This is a genomic window from Streptomyces sp. NPDC055140, assembly GCF_053607285.1.
In genome coordinates, this window is sequence record NZ_JBSGTG010000034.1 from 1 (window position 1) to 17141 (window position 17141).

Consider the following 17141-nt stretch of genomic DNA (forward strand, 5'->3'; position numbering starts at 1 on the left):
CTGACCGCCCGCAACAACCTTGCCCACTGGCGGGGTGAGGCGGGGGATGCGGCCGGTGCTGTAGCCGCGTTTGAGGAACTGCTGCCTGACTTGGTGCGAGTGCAGGGTGCCGACCACCGTCACACACTGACCGCCCGCAACAACCTTGCCCACTGGCGGGGTGAGGCGGGGGATGCGGCCGGTGCTGTAGCCGCGTTTGAGGAACTGCTGCCTGACTTGGTACGAGTGCAGGGCCCCAGCCACGGCCACGCCCTGACCGCCCGCAACGACCTCGCCCACTGGCGGAGTAAAGCCGGAGATGCAGTCGGTGCCGTATCCGAGTTCGAGGAACTACTGCCTGACCTGGCACGAAGGCTGGGTCCCCGCAACGAACCCACCCTGACCAATAGCCACCCGCAACAACCTCGCCCATTGGCGTGGTGAGGCAGGGACGCGCCAGCGCCGAGGCCGCGCAGGAGAAGTTGCTCTTCGACCGCGCACTGCGACTCGCATCGCGCCGCGCCCCTCTGTCGGGTCTTGGGCCGACCTAGCAGAGGCAAGCCCATTACTGTAATCGCGGTAGGCCGCCGAGTGGTGAAGGACGAGCTCGGCGAGCCCCCGATGCCCTGCAGGGGCCTACTCGTCGTCAGGGGCCCACTCTGCTCGATATCCCGGGCGATCGGAGTAGCTGGTCAGCGCGAGAACCCGCACCGCCCAGTCACCGCGGAGGGCGTCGTAGTCCCCGAGATCAGCGTGGTCCGGGTCGCGCCAGGCGGCGAGAAGGTCGCGCTTCATGGCGATTGTGCGTGCCGGGGCGTAGAGCGCGGCGAGCGGGTTATCCGGGGTCAGCCCGTCGGGCAGCCAGGACTCGGGGGGCTGGTCTGCGGTTGTCGCCTCGTCGGCGTCGATCTGCTCGTGCAGCCAGGTGATCAGTTCGGCGGTCATACCCGGCATGATTGCCTGTGCCACTGACAGTGGGTGGCGTCCAGGTTTCGCCCGTGGCACGTCCAGAGGACTTGGCGTCAGAGGTGGTCCGCGTTGGTGCTCCGGCGGAAGCAGATGAGGGTACTGGCGATGCCGACGAAGGCGAGGAAGTGCTCGGCCTTGCGTTCGTAGCGGCTGGAGACGCCGACAGCCCATGAGCCAGGACAGGGTGCGTTCGACGACCCAGCGGTGCCGGCCCAGGCGGTCGGATGGCTCTTTGCGCGGCGGGTTATGCGCGGCACGATCTGGCGCCGCCGCAGCCACGCGCGCAGGTGCTCGAAGTCGTAGCCCTTGTCCGCGTGCAGCCTGGCCGGGCGCCTGCGGCGCGGCCCGCGTCGGGACCTGACGGGTGCGATGCCGCGCATCATCCGGATCAGGGCCTGGCTGTCGTGCAGGTTGGCTGCCGAGATCCCGATCGACAGCGGCAGCCCGGTGCGGTCACAAACGAGATGAATCTTCGACCCGGGCTTGCCGCGATCGGTCGGATTCGGTCCCGTCAAGGGCCCCCTTTGACCGCCCGGACGCTGATCGAGTCAATCGCGCACCGCGTCCAGTCCACCTGGCCCGCGGCGCCGAGCCGGTCCAGGACCACGCGGTGCAGCTTGGCCCACACCCGAGCGTCCGACCAGTACGTGAAGCGCCGGTGCGCGGTCTGCTTCGAGGCGGGGTGTGCGGTGGACTGCGGAACTGTCCGGTCGTCTGCGCGCCGGTTACGAGGCTGGGCAGGACATCGCCGCGCTCGCGGCAGCGTTCGACCGCAGTGAGTCCGCCATCCGCTGGAAGCTCCACCACCTGAAGCTGATTCCTTTCCCGGACGACCTCGTGCCGGAGCAGCGCGGGAGCACGGAGCCGGAGCAGCCCAAGGCCTACACGGTGGACGACAAGCGTGAAGAACACGCCAATGCCTACCGGCGCTGGACGCCGCAGGAGGATCAGGATCTGGCCCGGCGTTCGGCCGAAGGCGCCTTGCTGGCAGAGCTCGTGGAGGAGTTCGGCCGCAATGAGGGAGCCATCGTGAGCCGTCTGAAGAAGGTCGGTGCGAGCGGGCCTGCTGCCGAGGAAGCCGTCCAGCGACTTCAGTGAGGTCCGCCCTCGGTCTTGATGGCAGGCTCCGGGGCGCTTCCATGCGGGCGTCGGCCTTGATCCCGCCCTGTCCGTCGGCCTGGATCGCCGTGCCGCGCACTTCGCGCGACTTCGTACAGCGGAACCGCGGGGTTTGTGCGGGGCGCCGACGCACTGGTGCTCCCACTCGGGCTTGGTGATCACTTCGTCGAGCTTGGGCTGGTTGAGGTCCATCAGCGCGTTCGTGCGCCGTGGGTCGCCCGGGCTTTGCCGCCGGAGGCTGCGCGGACGGCTTGTCCGGCTCGGTCCCGTCGGGCAGACGGATCTCCCGGTTCGGGCGGTCCGGTCACCGCCGCCAGCAGGCTGACCGGCCCGCGGTGCTTGCCCGCTTTGCCGCCCCGGGCATGCTGCACTGCGCCGCGCATTCCTCCGGCGTCGGCAGTACGCACCGCGCCGCCATCACGTGCTTTTGCTCTGCGTCTTCGTTGAGTTCCTCGCCCGAGGAGAACCGCTCGACCTGAAGGTCATTGGCGCGCATCGCCCAGAGCGCGGCCGCGTACCCGGATCGCTGGGCGGCGGCATCGAGCATCGCACTGCGGGCCGGGTCCGGCTGCGGTGAAAGGTAGGTGTACATGTGGCGGTGCTGGTACTGCCCGTGCTGGGCGCGCCCGAGGAGGTCTTCCAGGGGTACGGGCCCCCGGCGCCGGCGCCGTGATGTCTTCGGCGAGCAAGGGTCCGGCCGTGAGTTTTCCGTACAGGGCCTCCACGACAGGGGACTCCTGATGTCCGGCTGGCGGGGCGAGCCGCTCGACGAGGTGATCGAGCGCTTCACTCGTTGTCCGGCCGGGCGTGGGACCTCGCGGGCAACCTGCACGGCACCTGAGTAAGGCCCACTCCGCGGTCGACCCCTTCGCGTACAAGGTGGCGCCCGGAGAGCAGGAGCCGGCGGCACCCGGCTGAGACCGCCTGTTCGGCGGGGCGGGAAGCGTCTGCGGACGCACAGTGAGCGGTGGCCGTGGCCACCGGCCCCGGCCACCGCCCTGGCGTATGGCTGCGCGCCAGCGCTCGACGGTGACTGCTCCATACGGTCAACTCACACCAAAAAGCCTCACAAGTGAGTGAAGTTTCCGCCGTGAAGTATGGCTAAAGCTAATTAGGTGAGTGAATTTTGATATCCTGAGGAGGAGTTGAGCGTAATTGGGAGGGTGAGTGGGGCAGGGTCAGGAACCGTTGGCTGAGACTGCGATGAACGTGACCGAGGCCCGTGCGGAGCTTTTCGCCCTGGTGAAGCGCGCCGAGGAGGACGGGGCGGTGACGCTGGTCCGCAGGCGGGAGGATCGCGCTCTGTTGGCGCCGCTGGACCGGTTTCCGGCGGCCCGGAAGGTCGACGCATACCCGTCCCATGCGCTGAGTGCGGCACAGAAGGACTTCGGTGAACTCATCACGCTGGCGGCTCAGGGCCAGCCGCAGGTGCTGCGGCGTAGCCGCACGCCCATCGCGGTGCTGCTGCCCGCGGGCACGGACTTTCGGACCAACTCCTCTGATCCGGCCGCTGCCATGGGCGCGGCATCCGCGGGAGGTGCGGTGAACAGCCAAGGCCATCAGCAACGCGGCGGCGCGCCGCGCAGACTTGTCACCCTGGGCGACGCCATCGGTGCTGTGCTTGCCTCCGGCCCGACCGGCGGCCCCACGTTTGCACTGCCCGGGCTTGACGCTGCGACAGGTGGTCTGCAGCCCGGCCGGCTCACGCTGGTGGCCGCCGCCCCGAACGTGGGCGGAAGTCTGCTGGGGCTGGCTGCCGCACGGCAGGCCGCGCTCGTCGACAACCGCCGGGTCCTGTACGCGGCGTCGGGGCCGAACCAGGCCGACATCATGCGCCGGATCATCTCCGCGCAGACCGGAGGCGACTACCCGCGCCTGAAGCAGGGACACCTCACCGCTCACGAGCAGCAGGTCGCCCGGGAGTTGGTCCAGGCGCCGCTGCTGATCGACGACGGCAGTGAGCTGACCGCCCAGGCGATCGCGGAGACCGCCCCGTACGTCCAGGACCTGGCCCTGGTGGTCGTGGACCGGCTCCAGGCCGCCCACAATCCCCGGCTTCCCCTGTCCGGTGACCGACTCCCGGACGCCTCTCAGGTCCTGGCCTGTCTCGCGCGCACCCTGCACGTGCCGGTCCTCGCCATCGTGGACAGCGCCGACCCCGCGCTTTTGGGTCTCCTGGACGCCGACGTCCTGGTGACGCTCGCGCCGACCGAGGACCCTGCCAAGGTCCAGGCGACGGTCGCGGAACGCGACTTCGGCGCGATCGGCTCGGCATACCTGATCCCCGATCTGCTCCACGCCCGCTTCCTCGACACCGCCCCCGACTCCGACTCCGCCTCCGTCGGCGTGGGTCGTATGGCCGGTGAAGAACCCGCGCGGAATCTGGACAGCGCCATGGAGCGGGAGTTGGCCGACGCGGCGCTGCCTTACACCTCCGGCGCCCAGCGGGGGCTGCCGGCTTCCGTCACGCATGTACTGTCCGCGCTGCGTGCCGCGCTGGCCCACGGCAGCCAGGAAGCCCTAGACGAACTCGGTCCCTCGCTCGCCGAGACTGCTGCGGCGCCGCAGCAGCTGCCGGACACCGCCGAGGGGCGTCGCCTTGCCGCCGCGCTGAACGCCTACAACGCCGCCGTGTCCGCCGGCCCCCCCGGGCAGCCCGCTGCTGCCCGGGTTGCCGCGGAGGGCGGACACGGCCTGGACGACGAAGACGACGCGGAAGCGGAAGAGGAACTTCAGCCGGGGGACGAGGAGGACGAGCCGGAAAGCGCGCCCTTCCCCGCGCTGAAGCTCCTCAAGGACGCGGTCGGCCGCTCGAAGATGCACCCGGTCAAGGTCATCCGCCTCGAGGAGCGGGAGAGTGGCCCGTGGCCGCTGATCAGTGAGCACATGGACGGCGAACCGCGCTGGGTCCATCCCGACGTCACCAGCACACGGGTGCCCTATATCCGGGAGAACGGGAAGCGGGTCAGGCGAGATCAGCTCGATGTGCCCGACGCGTTCGGCCAGGGGGCCCTGTGCCTGATCGACCGCAACGGCTCTTACCCGTCCGCGTGTTCAGCCGTTCCCCTCGCACCGAACAAACTGCTGCACACCGGGCCCCTCGAGGCCTTCGACAAGGCCGGCGCCGGTATCTACCTCATCGACATCCCCCAGTGGCCGCGCACGGACATGCCGCACCCGCTGGGGCGGATCATCGAGCGGCCCGACGAGCAGGGCCGCGTGTGGGTCACCACCCCGCACATCAAGCAGGTGGCCAGGCTCGTCCGCGAAGGCCACCTCGCTGCGATGCCGGCCATCCACGACTCCTGGACGGGGAAGGCCAACGAGTCCCTGTTCAAGCCCTTCTACGAAGCGGCCCGCACGGTGCGTATCGAGCTTGTGCAGGCCGGCGGCGACCCGTACAAGGCATACAAGACGCGGCTGTCCATCGCGCTGCGCCTGCTGTGGCCCAAGCGCCCAGAACAGCGGTCCCCGTTCTGGCGGCCGGACTGGCGTATGAGCATGGTCGCCGAGGCGTCCGTGCGCCACTGGACCGTTGCCTTCAAGGCGGTCCAGGAGGGCCACCAGCTCATCGCCCTGCGCAACGTCGACGCGGCCGTCTTCTGGACGCCACCCGCAACGCCCCCCGCCACGTACCGGATCGGGACCGGATTCGGCGAGGTCAAGGCCAAGTTCATCCAGCCGGGCGAGATGATCCCCGAGGGTGACGACTGATGGCCGGCCCCACCGGCCACGGAGGCTCCCTGGGCGCCGCCCTCAACACCCTCCTGCGCGCCCAGGTCACCCCCCGCCACCGGCTGTCTTCGTACCACGCCAAGCACTGGCACGCCCAGCTCTCCCAGCTCACCGGAACACACCGCGGATACCAGGCCCTGGAAGAGTCCGGGCTCGACGTGAGCGCCAGAACTCTTCTCAACTGGCTGTCCGACTCGGAGTACAACGTCCGCCGCAGTTACCAAGGCCTCATCCACACCGCCTACGAGAACGTCGCCCTCGTCCCCGCCGACCCGATCCCCGACCACGTCAAGAACGGCCAGTACGAGATCAGCGGCTACGTCACCACCGGCACCGACCGGCGCGAACGCGGAACTCGCAAAGCCGCGCCCCTGCGCATCGACGGGAGCCAGGGTGACTGGGACGCGATCGAGGAACTCTGGATGGCCGGCGAGCTCACCGACGACGAGTTCGAAGACCACTTCATCGACGACGTCATCGTGCAGGACATCGGCGAAGGCACCGACGGATGGGAGTTCGACGGAAACAGCTACTCCGTTGAACTCAGGTAACACAGAAGGGAACCCGCGTGAGCATCGGCCCGGGTGCGCGGGGCGCGAGCGGAATGGGCTGGCCGGGAAGGCTGTCGACGGGTCGAAGTCTCCCGGGCACGTGAGATGGTCCGTCCGGTTCAACTTCTCGGCCTCTGGTGGATGGGTCAACTGGTGGGCGGTTGTGGGCAGTTGCCGGTTTGCTGTGTCGTGGCTTGTTCGGGTGTGCAAAAGTGAATTGTGGTGGGTGAGTTGACCGCGAGGTGATGGGGGTTGTTGGGGGCGTGCGGGGCGGGGGAGGAGCAGAGGGTGAGGGTGGGTTAGGCCGGAGTGGGGGAGCGGCCGTGCCCCAGTTGACGCGGACGCACCGCGTACTTGTCGGGGTGGTCGTCGCCGGTGCGGTGGGCATTGCCGGGATCGGTTTCGCGGGTTCGTATGCGGCCGTGCGTGAGCTGGCGCTCCGGAAGGGCTTCGGGAACTTCAGTTACGTGTTCCCGATCGGTATCGACGCGGGTATCTGCGTACTGCTCGCCCTGGATCTGCTGCTGACCTGGATCCGGATCCCGTTCCCGCTGCTGCGCCAGACGGCGTGGTTGCTGACGGCGGCGACGATCGCGTTCAACGGCGCGGCCGCCTGGCCGGACCCCCTCGGCGTCGGCATGCACGCCGTCATCCCGGTCCTGTTCGTCGTCTCCATCGAGGCGGCGCGGCACGCGGTGGGCCGGATCGCGGACATCACGGCCGACAAGCATATGGAGGGCGTGCGCCTGACGCGCTGGCTGCTCTCGCCGCTGCCCACGTTCCTGCTGTGGCGCCGCATGAAGCTGTGGGAGCTGCGCAGTTACGAGCAGGTGATCAAGCTGGAGCAGGAGCGGCTCGTCTACCAGGCGCGGCTGCACTCCCGCTTCGGCCGCGCCTGGCGGCGCAAAGCTCCCGTCGAGTCCCTGATGCCGCTGCGCCTGGCGCGTTATGGCGTCCCGCTCGCCCAGACCGCTCCGGCGGGCCTGGCGGCGGCGGGCATCGAGTCACGGCTGCTGCCGGCCGCGCGGCAGCAGACAGCCCCCGAGCTGGCGTTGCCGATCGAGGCTGTAGAGGTTTCTGTGGCAGAGCCTTCGAGTCCGTGGTTCGCCCAGCAGCTGCCGGCGCACCACGTCGAGACGGCTCATTCAGTCGACTACTTCGGCCCCTTTGAGGAGTTCCTGGCTGAGTATCAGGTCGTGCCGACGGCGGCTCAGTTCGCGCATTATCTGCGGGATGAGCATGGCGCCGCCCAGGACGACGGCAGTCCGCTGCCGGAGGGAGAGCTGGTGCCGCTCCTAGTCGAATATGTGGCCAGGCTCGAGGCGAGCGCGGGCGGCCAAGACCTGGGCGACGGGGAAGAGTCGCAGGCTGAGGTGCCGGTCTCGGAGGAGACGTGGGCGGCGTTCTACTGGGATGTAGCCCGTGCCTATGTCGAGGAGTTCGGTGCCTCACCCGATGCGGCAGCGTTCGCGCAGTACCTGCGAGAGCGCTACAACCTGGATGCTCCCGAGGCGCACTTGCTGCCCGCCGAGGTGACAGCGGAGCAACTCCCCGCCTCTAGCGTCGCGGACATGAGTCCCGACGCCGGGCTGGCGCCCAGCAGGACTTCGTCGGACGACTTGGTGCCGGTTGCCTCACAGCGGGACCGCGCCCAGATCGACGTAGCCCTCGACACTTCCACGACGCAGGACGACGCAGGGGGAGAGGGGGAGGAGCTCGCACGGCTCACGAACCCCGACCGGTACTACCTCGCCTATCAGAACTACGTGGACGCCCACGGCATGGAGCCCAAGGGTGGAGCAGCCTGGGAGGAAGTGTCCCAACAGCTTGCTGCGTCCGGTGTCCTGGGCGACAAGGGACAGCCGGTCAGCCCCAGCACCTTGCGCCGGTACGCACTGGAGCAGCGCATCTACCGCCGGTGGGTCGACGAATACGAGCGCCTGGGTGAGCCGCCGACATACGAGGCGCTGCTGAATCGGCTCGCCCACGACAAGGTCAAGGCGGGCAACCGGCAGCTGACCCTCGACGATCTGCAGCGCGGCGAGCGTCTCGCGTCTGGGTTCGAGCGTCGCTACGACGCACTGCGCAGCCACCACAGCACTGCGCACCCGTAGCGGTATCTGCTGCGCAACACCGGGGGAGTTGTGCACTTCCATCTGCGCAGTAGCCGGCGGCTTCAGGCGAGGCACTGCGCAGTTCCAAAGAGGTGCTCAGTGCCGTGACCTGCACTGAGCCTCCGCCCACGTGAAGTCACCGTTCACAGGGCCGGTGTGCCCGGCGCCGGCGGTACTCGTGCTGGTTGTGGGCGGCTGTCTGCGGAGTAGATCGTCTGTCTGCTCTCTGCCGCCTTCCAAGTGTCAGCGGCCTAGAGCGGACAGTCCGTCACCCAGGACGTTCGCTTCCAGAAGGAGCAGCACGATCACTGTGATCACGGCGCTGTTGGTGACCATGAACTGTCTGACGTTGTCCAGGAACGTCTGCGGACTGATCCTGATCTGCGGCGGAGCCCCGTGCAGGGCCCTGACCTGGGATTCCTCGTTGGCATGCGTTGGCTCCCGACGGCCGTTTACGGGTGTCCTGCGGACTGACTGCGGACTGGTCGGGGGTCCCGGGGCAGAGAAATCCATGGCACACCAGCGGGACCTGCAACGAGACTGCGCGGGTGAGCGACCGCTACCCCTGTCCCAGCTGCGGGCACCGCGTGCTCGACGCCATGCCCGGCTCCTACGAGATCTGCCCCGTCTGCTTCTGGGAAGACGACGGGGTCCAGTTCCGCTGGCCGACCATGGGCGGCGGAGCGAACAAGGTCTCCCTGATCGAGGCCCAGCGCAACTACCAGGAGTTCGGCGCCTGCGACCAGCACGGCCGAAGGCACGTCCGCCCTCCGGCCGAGGACGAGCCGCTCGACCCCGCCTGGCGCCCCATCGACCTGACATGGGACTCCTTTGAGGACGGGGCGGCCCAGGACCGCGCCCCGTGGCCCGACGACCACTCGGTGCTCTGCTGGTGGCTGCCCACCTTCTGGCGCCGGGACCATTGCGCGTCATGACCTCCCACATCGAGACACTCGTCCAGCAGCTCGACGGCAAGGCCGACGAGTCCTACGACGCCCGCGCGGAGCTGATCTGGATCGGCGCCGACGCCATACCCGCCGTCATCAACGGCCTGCCTTCCCTCGGCGGCTTCGGTCAGCTGACCGCCATTGAGGTCTTCGAGGAGGTGGGCGATCCCCGTTGCGGCCCCGCTCTCATCGGCCTGCTGGACAGCGACAACCCGACCGTCCGCGAATGGGCGGCCATGGCCCTGGCGAGCCTGGAGATCGACGGCGCCATCGAGCCCCTGCGCCGCGCCTACCGCGCCTGCCTGGAACGGGCGACCCCACCGGAGTGGACCGAGTCTGTCGGCATCCGCTGGGCGCTGACCGAACTCGCCGCCCGTAGCCCTGTCGTCCCCCCACTCACCGCGCGCCTGCGGGCCACCGCCGCAGATGATGCCCCTGGCTGGCCCACGGCCCACTTCACCGAGATCATCAACGACCTCGCCGACCACGCCCAGGTGATCCTCTACTCCCAGTTCTGGCGAGTGGACGCCGGCCGCACATACGGCATCTCCGGCCCCGGCCTGGACTGGGAACTCGACTGGACCGCGCCCTGGGAGCACCTGGTCGAGGAGTCCCGCACCTGGTCTCTGCTGGAAGCCTCCGAAGCCCCCGCCGGCGACATCTTCGTCGCCCCCACCTGGATCGACCGTACCGACCTGTACCCGGAGAGGTGACCGATGCCGTTCCAGCACCCCAAGGAGATCGGCTACGGCTACGTAATCGAGCGCTATGTGACGAGGAAGGACTCGGACCACCCGCGCTACCGCGAACTGAAAAGCGGTCGCGCCCTGCGGCCCGGGTGGCCACATGCCGAACGCTTCGCCCGTCACCTCATCGACGACGCAGCAACGATCACCGATGACGAGCTGGAGGCCCTCCTCGGCTACGAGTGGCGCTCACGCCTCACTGCCGCCTGGCTGATCGGCGTAGGCCGACGCGACACGTTCCGCGAACGCATCGGCGACCTGCTCCTAGCCAGCGAGTTCTGCTTCTCCGGCAGCGCCTACTGCTTCGCCCTGGCCCGCTTCGGCACACACGCCGACGCCGAGATCCTCACCGCTTACCTCGACCACTACCTCCCCCGCACCAACCTCCGCTACGACCAGCCAGCAGCCCTCGGCGCCCTCCTCCGCCTCGACGCCCACCTCGGCACCCACCACGCCGACCGCTTCACCCCGCCCGGCGGCCTCTGGGACCAGTGGGTCAACGCCCTGACCCACCTCCGCGACCACCCCGCCTACACCCCCGCCGAGCTGCGCCGCTGGACGGACCTCCAATGCGACTTCGCCAACGGCTGGTCCCACACACACAGCAGACCATTTTCAAGGTTCTGACCGCGGTTCCGTGAAGGATCTTGGAGTGACTCTCATCTGGTGCAGTCCGTCCGGAGCCACCTGGTTGGATGAACGCATGACGGATTGGTCGACGCTCACCGATGCGTGTGGTTCCGCGGAGCACGTGCCTGGTCTCCTGGACCGGTTCGAGGCCGATCCGAGCAGTGTGTGGTCCGAGGTGATGGACCATCTATGTCCGCAGTTGGACACTGCCTTCCCTGCCAGCTACGCAGCTCTTCCGCGGCTGGCCGAGATCGCGATCGCCTGCAGTCCGGAGGATCTGACCTGGGTGCTGCTGGCAGCCGGAGCTATTGCTGCCTGTTCGCCTGGGCTGTCGGAGCCCGATAGCCCTCAGACGGTCTACTCGGCCCCGATCCGGGTTCTGCACCGTCTCACCGATCGCCACCTGAGCCGGGCAGTCGAGACCGAGGAGTACGTGAACCTGCTGCAGACCCTGCTCTCCTTCGAAGGCGTCGAGATCTGGGATCGCTGCCTGGACGGTCTGCAGACCGGGGAGTACGAGCTCGGCTGCCCGTACTGCGGCGTCAACGTGTTCGTCGTGATCGGACAGGACGGCTACTTCTGCTGCAGCGATGACTACGCGCAGCGAGAGGTGGAGAAGTCGCCCCTCCAACCGGCGCGAACCCAAGACCTGGACGGGCTGCCGCGCAGGTTGTTCACGCGAGCGAGGGCGGACGGGCAGGAGAGCCTGGCTCACGGCGTTCCGTACCTGTTCGGACGAGCCGCCTGCCCGGACTGCGGGAATGACTTCTCGGTGGCGGAGAGGGTGGTTGTCGGTTGGATTCCGTGACCAACCCGGCTATGCACATGGCTCTCTTGATCGTTTTGACACGGTTGACGTTCCCCTCAACGATGCCGGAGCTCCAGGGAAGGGTGAGGCCAGCGGTGACGGCGTCGAAGTCCTGGCTGTGGAACGCGGCGAACTTGGCGACCGGGACAGCGTCGGATTGTTCAGCCTGGCGAATCCATTCGGGCAGCAGTTGGCCTCGGCGGTTGCGGACGAGGTCTGTGAAGGCCCGGGCGAGATCACATGCGCGCGCGATGTCCGGACAGGCGAGGCGGGCCTGGTCGAGGTGCTCAATCTCTTCGGTACTGAGGCGGTCGCGGTTCCGCATGATCCAGGCGGTGATCCGGCGCGGGCTCGGGATTTTCGCCGGTGCGGCCGTGGCTGTGCCGGCTTGCAGGGTTCGCAGGTAGGCGGTGTTGTCGTGGGTGCGGGCCGTCTACCACCGGCGGGCGTTGCTCCGCATCCGCGACGCCGCGAACCGTGGGAGCCCGTTGAACCTTGCTGCCTGGACTCTCGCCAGTGTCTGGCGTGGCATGTCCTTGTACCCGCTGCACGGATCGATCGTGGTCACCGGCTGCCGCCATGCGGAGGGTGAGGTGACCGGGCTGGACGAGGACTTGGTCCACCAGGCGGAGGCCGTCGCAGCGACGGTCCGTGAGACGGTCCAGCGGTGGCTTGAGCGGCCACCGGTGTCGGACGAGGCGGCGGCGCAGGAACTCCTCGCCTGCGCCGTCCGCGACCTCGCCGCCACCTGACGCCCGACCCGGCTCTGCGTCTTTACGCGGACAGTAGCTTGTCGACGAGCGCCTGGGTCTTGGCGTCGACTTCGCTGAGGTGCCTGGTTGCGTCCTGCCAGTGCGCAACAGCGGTGCGGAGTCCGGTGCGGTTGCCTGCGGCGGCTTCGATCTTCAGCATGGCCCGGTGCAGGGTCTCGGCGAGGTTGTCGGCTGACAGGCCGGTCGCGCAGGCTTGGCGTGCGCTGGGGAAGTCCTGGTGGGGGCCGGCCAGTGTGCGATACGTGGCCAGCGTGGATGCGATGTCGGTGATCCGGTTCTGCATGTGGGTGCGTAGCGGCACCATCCAGGAGGACGCGTGCTCGCCGAGGGGCACGCCGTGGACGAGGGCGAGGGCGCGTTCGAGGTAGGGCAGGCCCTGTTCGCCGCGGCTGACGCCGAGTGTGGCGAGCCGCTCGAACTCGTGCCAGTCACAGCGCACCGTGTCCGACAGTGCATAGGGGGAGGCCTTGCTCACGCGTTGCGGTACGTACAGGGCGCCGTTGGTGTCGGTGCCGAGGCGGTTGCGTAGTGCCCTGAGGCGCGAGTTGAGGGTGGAGGTCGACCATGGTTCCCGGTTGCCCAGGTCCTCGCAGAGCGCCTGGGCACTGCTGCCCGGGCGCAGGAGCAGGTGGGCCGCGAGTTCGATGAGGCGCGGTTCGAGTTCGGCGTGCTCCACGTGAAGCCCGCCCAGGATCCGCAATCTGGGCGTCGTGTCGTCGGGGCCGGCTTCGCTGAGCGCCTTGTCCTCGTCCGTCTCGCCGATCGCGGCGACGCGCTCGGGAGTGAGGATGGTGTGGGAGGGCGGAATGCGGAAGCGAGGCCCGATCCGCTCTGGCTGGGCCCCACTGGAGCCGGATGCTGTGCTGGGTGCCGGATGGGCCTGAACAGCTCTGAGGGGGGTCTGCGCAGGGTCGGCCGCAGGACCGAGGAGCGCCTGGAACCCGCCGGGAGCGGCCGCCTGTTCTTCAGCTGCTGGCCGCGGGTCGGCGGCGGCGTCACCGAGGTCCTGGCCCGGGTGGGGCACGGCAACAGCGGGCGGGGCCGGGTCGGGCAGCGGGATGGTCTCGGGCGGGATGTGCTCCCAGACGCCGTCGGCGTCTACGGGGTGTTTGCTGCTTTGGCGGTAGGCGTCTGCAAGTTCGGTGAGGGAGGCGGCGTCGAGGCGTTGGAGCACCAGGTCGCAGCCGATCGTGTCGATGCGCTGGGGCGTGCTGGTGGTGGCATCAAGGGTTTCGGCGTCGGGGAACATTGTGTTCGCTGTGGCGGGCATGACGAGCACGGCGGGGACCAGACCTTGGGCCTTGTCCAGGCTCTGAGCGAACTGCCAGGCGACATCGTCGTCGTCCAGGCCGGCGCACAGCAGCACGTACGGCAGTGCGGAGTCCTCGGGTTCCTGGTGGGCTTCCAGCAGGCGCCCGGCGAATTCTGTGGCTGCCAGGCGCGGGTCGGGCAGGTACTGGACACCGAGGGCGGCGAGGTCGGCGCCCATGCTGCCCATTGCGCAGGCCACGACCTCGACGTGGTCGGCGAAGGGGCCGAGGGTGAGTTCGGCCGCCAGAGCGGCGATGACTTCCGTGCGGTCGGCCGGCTCGCCATCGACGAGGAGGACTTCGAGCGCGGGCAGGTTCGCCAGCACCAAGTCGCCGCCTGCAGCGGCGCCGAGGGTGACAAGCGCCGGATAGGGAACTGCCAGAGCCGAACCGTCCTCAGGAACGGAGAAGTCGGCGGCGTGTGGCAGTTCCCACCAGCCCGCGCGAGACGTGGTGAACGGCGCCACGGGCTCGGCCGCGACGTCGGCGGGCAGAACCTGGACGCCGTCAGTGGTAATCCGCGCAGCCCGCAGCGACGGGCCAGTGCCGCCGGTCTGGTGGGCGAGGGCCGACAGGGCGCCTTGCAGGCGCAGCACACCGGCACTTCCGTCACCGGCCGCCAGCTCGAGCTCGGCTTCCACGGGAGCCGGAACGGTCTGGGGCAGGCTCTGCCCGGGCTGGCGGGAGCGTCGCTGCCGCAAGCGCCGCAACGCGAGCGTCCCGGTCAGGGCGGCCGCCAGCAGCGCGAACACCCCCACCGCGGTCCGGGTGGACACGACGGAGGAGGAGCCGGTCTCGGCGGAACGTGGCGATGCGGCGGGGGAGCGCTCCTGCCCGGGCGTGGACGCTGTCGGTGTAGCCGTGGCAGGCGCCGACGGGCGGGCACTCTGGCCGGGCTGCGCATAGGGGGACGCCGGGCGCTCCGTGTTGCTGGGCTGCGCGGACGGCGACGCCGGGCTCTTACTGGGCTCCGCCGTTGGCTTCGGTGAGGCTGCCGCTTCTCCGGCACCGCTGCCGCGATCAGGCTTGTCCGCGGAGTCGTGGTCGCCCTGGTCCGATCCAGTGCCGGCACGCGGGGGCTGCTGCGCATGATGGTCCGACTCTGCGGGCTGCTCCTGGTCCTGCTGTCCGGAGGAGTCATCCCGGTTGTCGTGAGGGGCGGTTGCCGTGGGGATGGTGATCCGCTGCCCGGGGAAGATCAGATTCGGGTCGGTGATGCGGGGCAGGCCCTTCGGCTGCGTGCCGCGGCTGGCCTCATACAGCTGGGGCCAGTTGGCCGCATTGCCGGTCTCATCCTTCGCGATCTCAGAGATCGACTCACCGTCCTCGACGACATGCGAGGTGGCGGCGGGCTTTGTGGCAGCAGTCTGCGTCTGCAGCCCCGCTTCTTCCTGGTGAGCCGGGTGCTGCGCGTCGATGCGGGGCACCTCGGCTGGCAGCTGCAGGATCCAGCCCGGCCGGATGGGGGCGTCGGCGTGGAAGGTCTGTCCGTCGGCCATGGCCTTGCCTTCGTTGGCCTGCGCGATGTGCGTGTAGGCCTCGCCGTTGCCGTAGAGACGCTCGGCGATGCTCCACAGGCTTTCAGCGGGCCGGGTGTCGCGGACTGTGTAGGTGTCCTGAGTACTGTGGGCGGCGTGTCCCGCCGTGCTGCCGGTGGCAGTGGCAGCGGGCGACGTCGCGTGGTCGCTGGCTCCTGGCTGTGCCGGAGCGGCAACGGAGGTCTCGGCGCGCGGCGAAGCCTCGGCCGGAGTAGCTGCCAGGGCGGTGCTGGTCGGCAGGAGCACGAGCAGTGAGCCGACCAGCGCGGCGGCAGCGCGCTGGCTCACCTGGATGCCGGGCAGGCGCGGTGCGCGTACGCCGCGCAGCTGGGCGGGAATCTCCAACAGCAGCGACAGGATGAAGCTCGCCCAGGCGAGCCAGCCGATCACGCACACGGCCAGCAGGGCGACGCTGCCGGTGTCCTGACGGGTGAAGAGGTGCTGCAGCCCGTCCCAGCCGCCCGGCGCGAGCGCCACGGTCGCCTGCCACAGCAACCACGGCAGGGCCACCACGGTGAGGGCCAGGGCCACGAGAGCGCCGACGGCGCGCAGCAGCAGGGCTGCCGTTCGACGCGGGCGCCGGGTCGAAGCGGGTTCGGGGGAGCGGTTCATGGAGTCTCGCCGTCCTCGGGCTGCGTCGTGCCGAACAACAACGTCGCGGTGCTGGTGACTTGATGGGTGTAGGTGTGGGGGTAGAACTTGCCGCGATAGGAGCCGGTGACGGTCACCGTGATCCGGCGACCTCCAGCACTGATGCGTACTGTGCCCCTTGCCCCTGCGCGCGCCAGATAGGTGCGTGCGGCCGCCGTGGCGGCGGCAGGATCGACCCGAACCCCCTTGGACGGGATGGCCGTATCCAGGTCGACGGCCTGCTGGGCGGCACGGGCTGCCTCAACGGCCAGAGCGTCGGCGTTCTCCCTGGCGCGCAGGGCGCCGAAAGCGTCGACGGTGAGCAGGCCGGCGAGCAGAATCAGCGGCCCGGCGATGATCGCGACGAAGACGCTGATGCCGCCGCGGTCGCCGAACCGTAGACGGCGCCCGTGTTCGCGCAGCTGGGATGGGATCACGAGCGGCCCCTGTAGGCATCAACGACGGACGTGAACGTGCTGGTCACGGTGCGCACCCCCGGTCCGCCGCCGATCAGCATCAAGTCGCCGACAGGCACCCGGCACGCCACTGTCACCGTGACGGCGGAAACCTGCCCGACGGGTACGGCGAGACCGGAGGTATCGGCGCTCACGTTGATGCTGGAGCATGCCTGCTGCTCGCCCGACAGGGCCTGCTCGGCGGCTTGTTGCGCGGCGTCCTGGCCCTCGCCGCGGGTGCGTTCCAGGGAGGCGGCGCGGGCGGCTGCCTGGGCGGCGGCGTCGGTCTTCTGCCCGGCCAACGACAGGCGGGCTCCGGCGATGAACAGCAGCACCAGCACGATCAGCACCGGCACCACAATGGCTGCCTCGATTGCCGCGTTGCCGCGATCGTCTCGCAGGAGCGCACCTATGCGCCGATGCTGCATCAACGCCGGCCACGTCATCGATCCCCCTGTACGGTCCAGTGCTCGATCGGCCCGCTCACCGTGGCCTGCACCGTCAGGTGAAATCCGGGCAGCAGCGTCAGGGCCTGTCCGCTCACGTGCACGCGCATCGTGTCCTGGCTGCTGCCCGCGGTGCTGACGCTGGTACCGGTCAGCATGTTGCCTGCCAGGTCCTCGAGGGCCCGCTTCGCGTGGGCCGACCCGTCGGCAGGAGACGCCTCGTAGATGCGTCCCGCCGCCACCCCTGAACGGGCCGCCGTGTAGGCGATGTTGCGTGCGTAGGCCCACATCACCCCTTGCAGGAGGGTGAAGGTGATGACGATGACGACCGGAAAGAGGATCGCCGCCTGGACGGGTGAGGATCCCCGGTCGTCCCACGTTCTCGACACGG

Annotated in this window: 15 protein-coding genes and 3 pseudogenes; 10 read left to right on the forward strand and 8 right to left on the reverse strand. The window is 69.2% G+C overall.

Features of this window, described 5'->3' with window-relative positions:
- The gene (locus tag ACWFR4_RS40165; RefSeq protein ID WP_453656562.1) at positions 1–423 is read left to right on the forward strand and encodes a tetratricopeptide repeat protein; all 423 of its coding nucleotides are present in this window, start codon (positions 1–3) and stop codon (positions 421–423) included.
- 192 nt (positions 424–615) lie between these two features.
- On the opposite strand, the gene ACWFR4_RS40170 is transcribed toward ACWFR4_RS40165, so the two are convergent.
- Positions 616–948, reverse strand: a complete 333-nt coding sequence (locus tag ACWFR4_RS40170; protein ID WP_453656563.1) for a DUF6221 family protein — start codon at positions 946–948, stop codon at positions 616–618.
- Between the two features lie 53 nt (positions 949–1001).
- Positions 1002–1615 (reverse strand): annotated as a pseudogene (locus ACWFR4_RS40175) (IS5 family transposase); the annotation flags it as partial.
- A gap of 17 nt (positions 1616–1632) precedes the next feature.
- Between ACWFR4_RS40175 and ACWFR4_RS40180 the strand changes: the two are divergent.
- Positions 1633–2046: a hypothetical protein gene (locus ACWFR4_RS40180; RefSeq protein WP_453656635.1), complete on the forward strand. Its 414-nt coding sequence runs from the start codon at positions 1633–1635 to the stop codon at positions 2044–2046.
- A gap of 325 nt (positions 2047–2371) precedes the next feature.
- On the opposite strand, the gene ACWFR4_RS40185 is transcribed toward ACWFR4_RS40180, so the two are convergent.
- A complete protein-coding gene (locus tag ACWFR4_RS40185) occupies positions 2372–2659 on the reverse strand; it encodes a hypothetical protein (RefSeq protein WP_453656564.1) in 288 nt (95 codons plus the stop codon).
- Positions 2660–3270: 611 nt separating this feature from the next.
- Here ACWFR4_RS40185 and ACWFR4_RS40190 point away from each other — a divergent pair.
- The 7 genes and pseudogenes from ACWFR4_RS40190 (at position 3271) to ACWFR4_RS40220 (ending at position 11598) form a co-directional block, all read left to right on the forward strand.
- Entirely contained in the window at positions 3271–5781 is a 2511-nt protein-coding gene (locus tag ACWFR4_RS40190) for a DnaB-like helicase C-terminal domain-containing protein (protein WP_453656565.1), read from the forward strand.
- Positions 5781–6353 (forward strand): hypothetical protein, encoded by a 573-nt coding sequence (locus ACWFR4_RS40195; RefSeq protein WP_453656566.1) that lies wholly within the window; start codon positions 5781–5783, stop codon positions 6351–6353. Before ACWFR4_RS40190 ends, ACWFR4_RS40195 begins: the two co-directional genes overlap by 1 nt.
- 245 nt (positions 6354–6598) lie before the next feature.
- A pseudogene (locus ACWFR4_RS40200) lies at positions 6599–7379 on the forward strand (DUF2637 domain-containing protein); the annotation flags it as partial.
- Between the two features lie 1636 nt (positions 7380–9015).
- Positions 9016–9402, forward strand: coding sequence for a CPCC family cysteine-rich protein (locus ACWFR4_RS40205; protein ID WP_453656567.1), 387 nt, complete (start codon positions 9016–9018; stop codon positions 9400–9402).
- On the forward strand, positions 9399–10127 hold the full coding sequence (locus ACWFR4_RS40210; RefSeq protein WP_453656568.1) for a HEAT repeat domain-containing protein: 729 nt from the start codon (positions 9399–9401) through the stop codon (positions 10125–10127). The genes ACWFR4_RS40205 and ACWFR4_RS40210 overlap by 4 nt, the downstream gene beginning before the upstream one ends.
- A 3-nt stretch (positions 10128–10130) precedes the next feature.
- Positions 10131–10787 (forward strand): DUF6000 family protein, encoded by a 657-nt coding sequence (locus ACWFR4_RS40215; protein WP_453656569.1) that lies wholly within the window; start codon positions 10131–10133, stop codon positions 10785–10787.
- A gap of 25 nt (positions 10788–10812) precedes the next feature.
- Complete coding sequence (locus tag ACWFR4_RS40220; RefSeq protein WP_453656570.1) at positions 10813–11598, forward strand: hypothetical protein; 786 nt, start codon at positions 10813–10815, stop codon at positions 11596–11598.
- Between the two features lie 34 nt (positions 11599–11632).
- Here ACWFR4_RS40220 and ACWFR4_RS40225 read toward each other — a convergent pair.
- Positions 11633–11923 (reverse strand): annotated as a pseudogene (locus ACWFR4_RS40225) (transposase); the annotation flags it as partial.
- Positions 11924–12128: 205 nt separating this feature from the next.
- On the opposite strand from ACWFR4_RS40225, the gene ACWFR4_RS40230 reads away from it, so the two are divergent.
- On the forward strand, positions 12129–12350 hold the full coding sequence (locus ACWFR4_RS40230) for a hypothetical protein (protein ID WP_453656571.1): 222 nt from the start codon (positions 12129–12131) through the stop codon (positions 12348–12350).
- A gap of 22 nt (positions 12351–12372) precedes the next feature.
- On the opposite strand, the gene ACWFR4_RS40235 is transcribed toward ACWFR4_RS40230, so the two are convergent.
- The 4 genes from ACWFR4_RS40235 to ACWFR4_RS40250 are packed head-to-tail and all read right to left on the reverse strand — an operon-like array spanning position 12373 to position 17139.
- Positions 12373–15831, reverse strand: a complete 3459-nt coding sequence (locus tag ACWFR4_RS40235) for a LysM peptidoglycan-binding domain-containing protein (RefSeq protein WP_453656572.1) — start codon at positions 15829–15831, stop codon at positions 12373–12375.
- Positions 15828–16286, reverse strand: a complete 459-nt coding sequence (locus tag ACWFR4_RS40240) for a hypothetical protein (protein ID WP_453656573.1) — start codon at positions 16284–16286, stop codon at positions 15828–15830. Before ACWFR4_RS40240 ends, ACWFR4_RS40235 begins: the two co-directional genes overlap by 4 nt.
- Positions 16283–16750, reverse strand: a complete 468-nt coding sequence (locus ACWFR4_RS40245; protein ID WP_453656574.1) for a TadE/TadG family type IV pilus assembly protein — start codon at positions 16748–16750, stop codon at positions 16283–16285. Before ACWFR4_RS40245 ends, ACWFR4_RS40240 begins: the two co-directional genes overlap by 4 nt.
- The gene (locus ACWFR4_RS40250; protein WP_453656575.1) at positions 16747–17139 is read right to left on the reverse strand and encodes a TadE family protein; all 393 of its coding nucleotides are present in this window, start codon (positions 17137–17139) and stop codon (positions 16747–16749) included. Before ACWFR4_RS40250 ends, ACWFR4_RS40245 begins: the two co-directional genes overlap by 4 nt.
- Positions 17140–17141 lie beyond the last annotated feature (2 nt).

Excerpts from the sequence above, each read along its gene's own strand:
- ACWFR4_RS40185 (WP_453656564.1), bottom strand. The coding sequence starts at position 2,659 with ATGTACACCTACCTTTCACCGCAGCCGGACCCGGCCCGCAGTGCGATG.
- ACWFR4_RS40190 (WP_453656565.1), top strand. The coding sequence starts at position 3,271 with ATGAACGTGACCGAGGCCCGTGCGGAGCTTTTCGCCCTGGTGAAGCGC.
- ACWFR4_RS40195 (WP_453656566.1), top strand. The coding sequence starts at position 5,781 with ATGGCCGGCCCCACCGGCCACGGAGGCTCCCTGGGCGCCGCCCTCAAC.
- ACWFR4_RS40210 (WP_453656568.1), top strand. The coding sequence starts at position 9,399 with ATGACCTCCCACATCGAGACACTCGTCCAGCAGCTCGACGGCAAGGCC.
- ACWFR4_RS40215 (WP_453656569.1), top strand. The coding sequence starts at position 10,131 with ATGCCGTTCCAGCACCCCAAGGAGATCGGCTACGGCTACGTAATCGAG.
- ACWFR4_RS40230 (WP_453656571.1), top strand. The coding sequence starts at position 12,129 with ATGTCCTTGTACCCGCTGCACGGATCGATCGTGGTCACCGGCTGCCGC.
- ACWFR4_RS40235 (WP_453656572.1), bottom strand. The coding sequence starts at position 15,831 with ATGAACCGCTCCCCCGAACCCGCTTCGACCCGGCGCCCGCGTCGAACG.
- ACWFR4_RS40245 (WP_453656574.1), bottom strand. The coding sequence starts at position 16,750 with ATGACGTGGCCGGCGTTGATGCAGCATCGGCGCATAGGTGCGCTCCTG.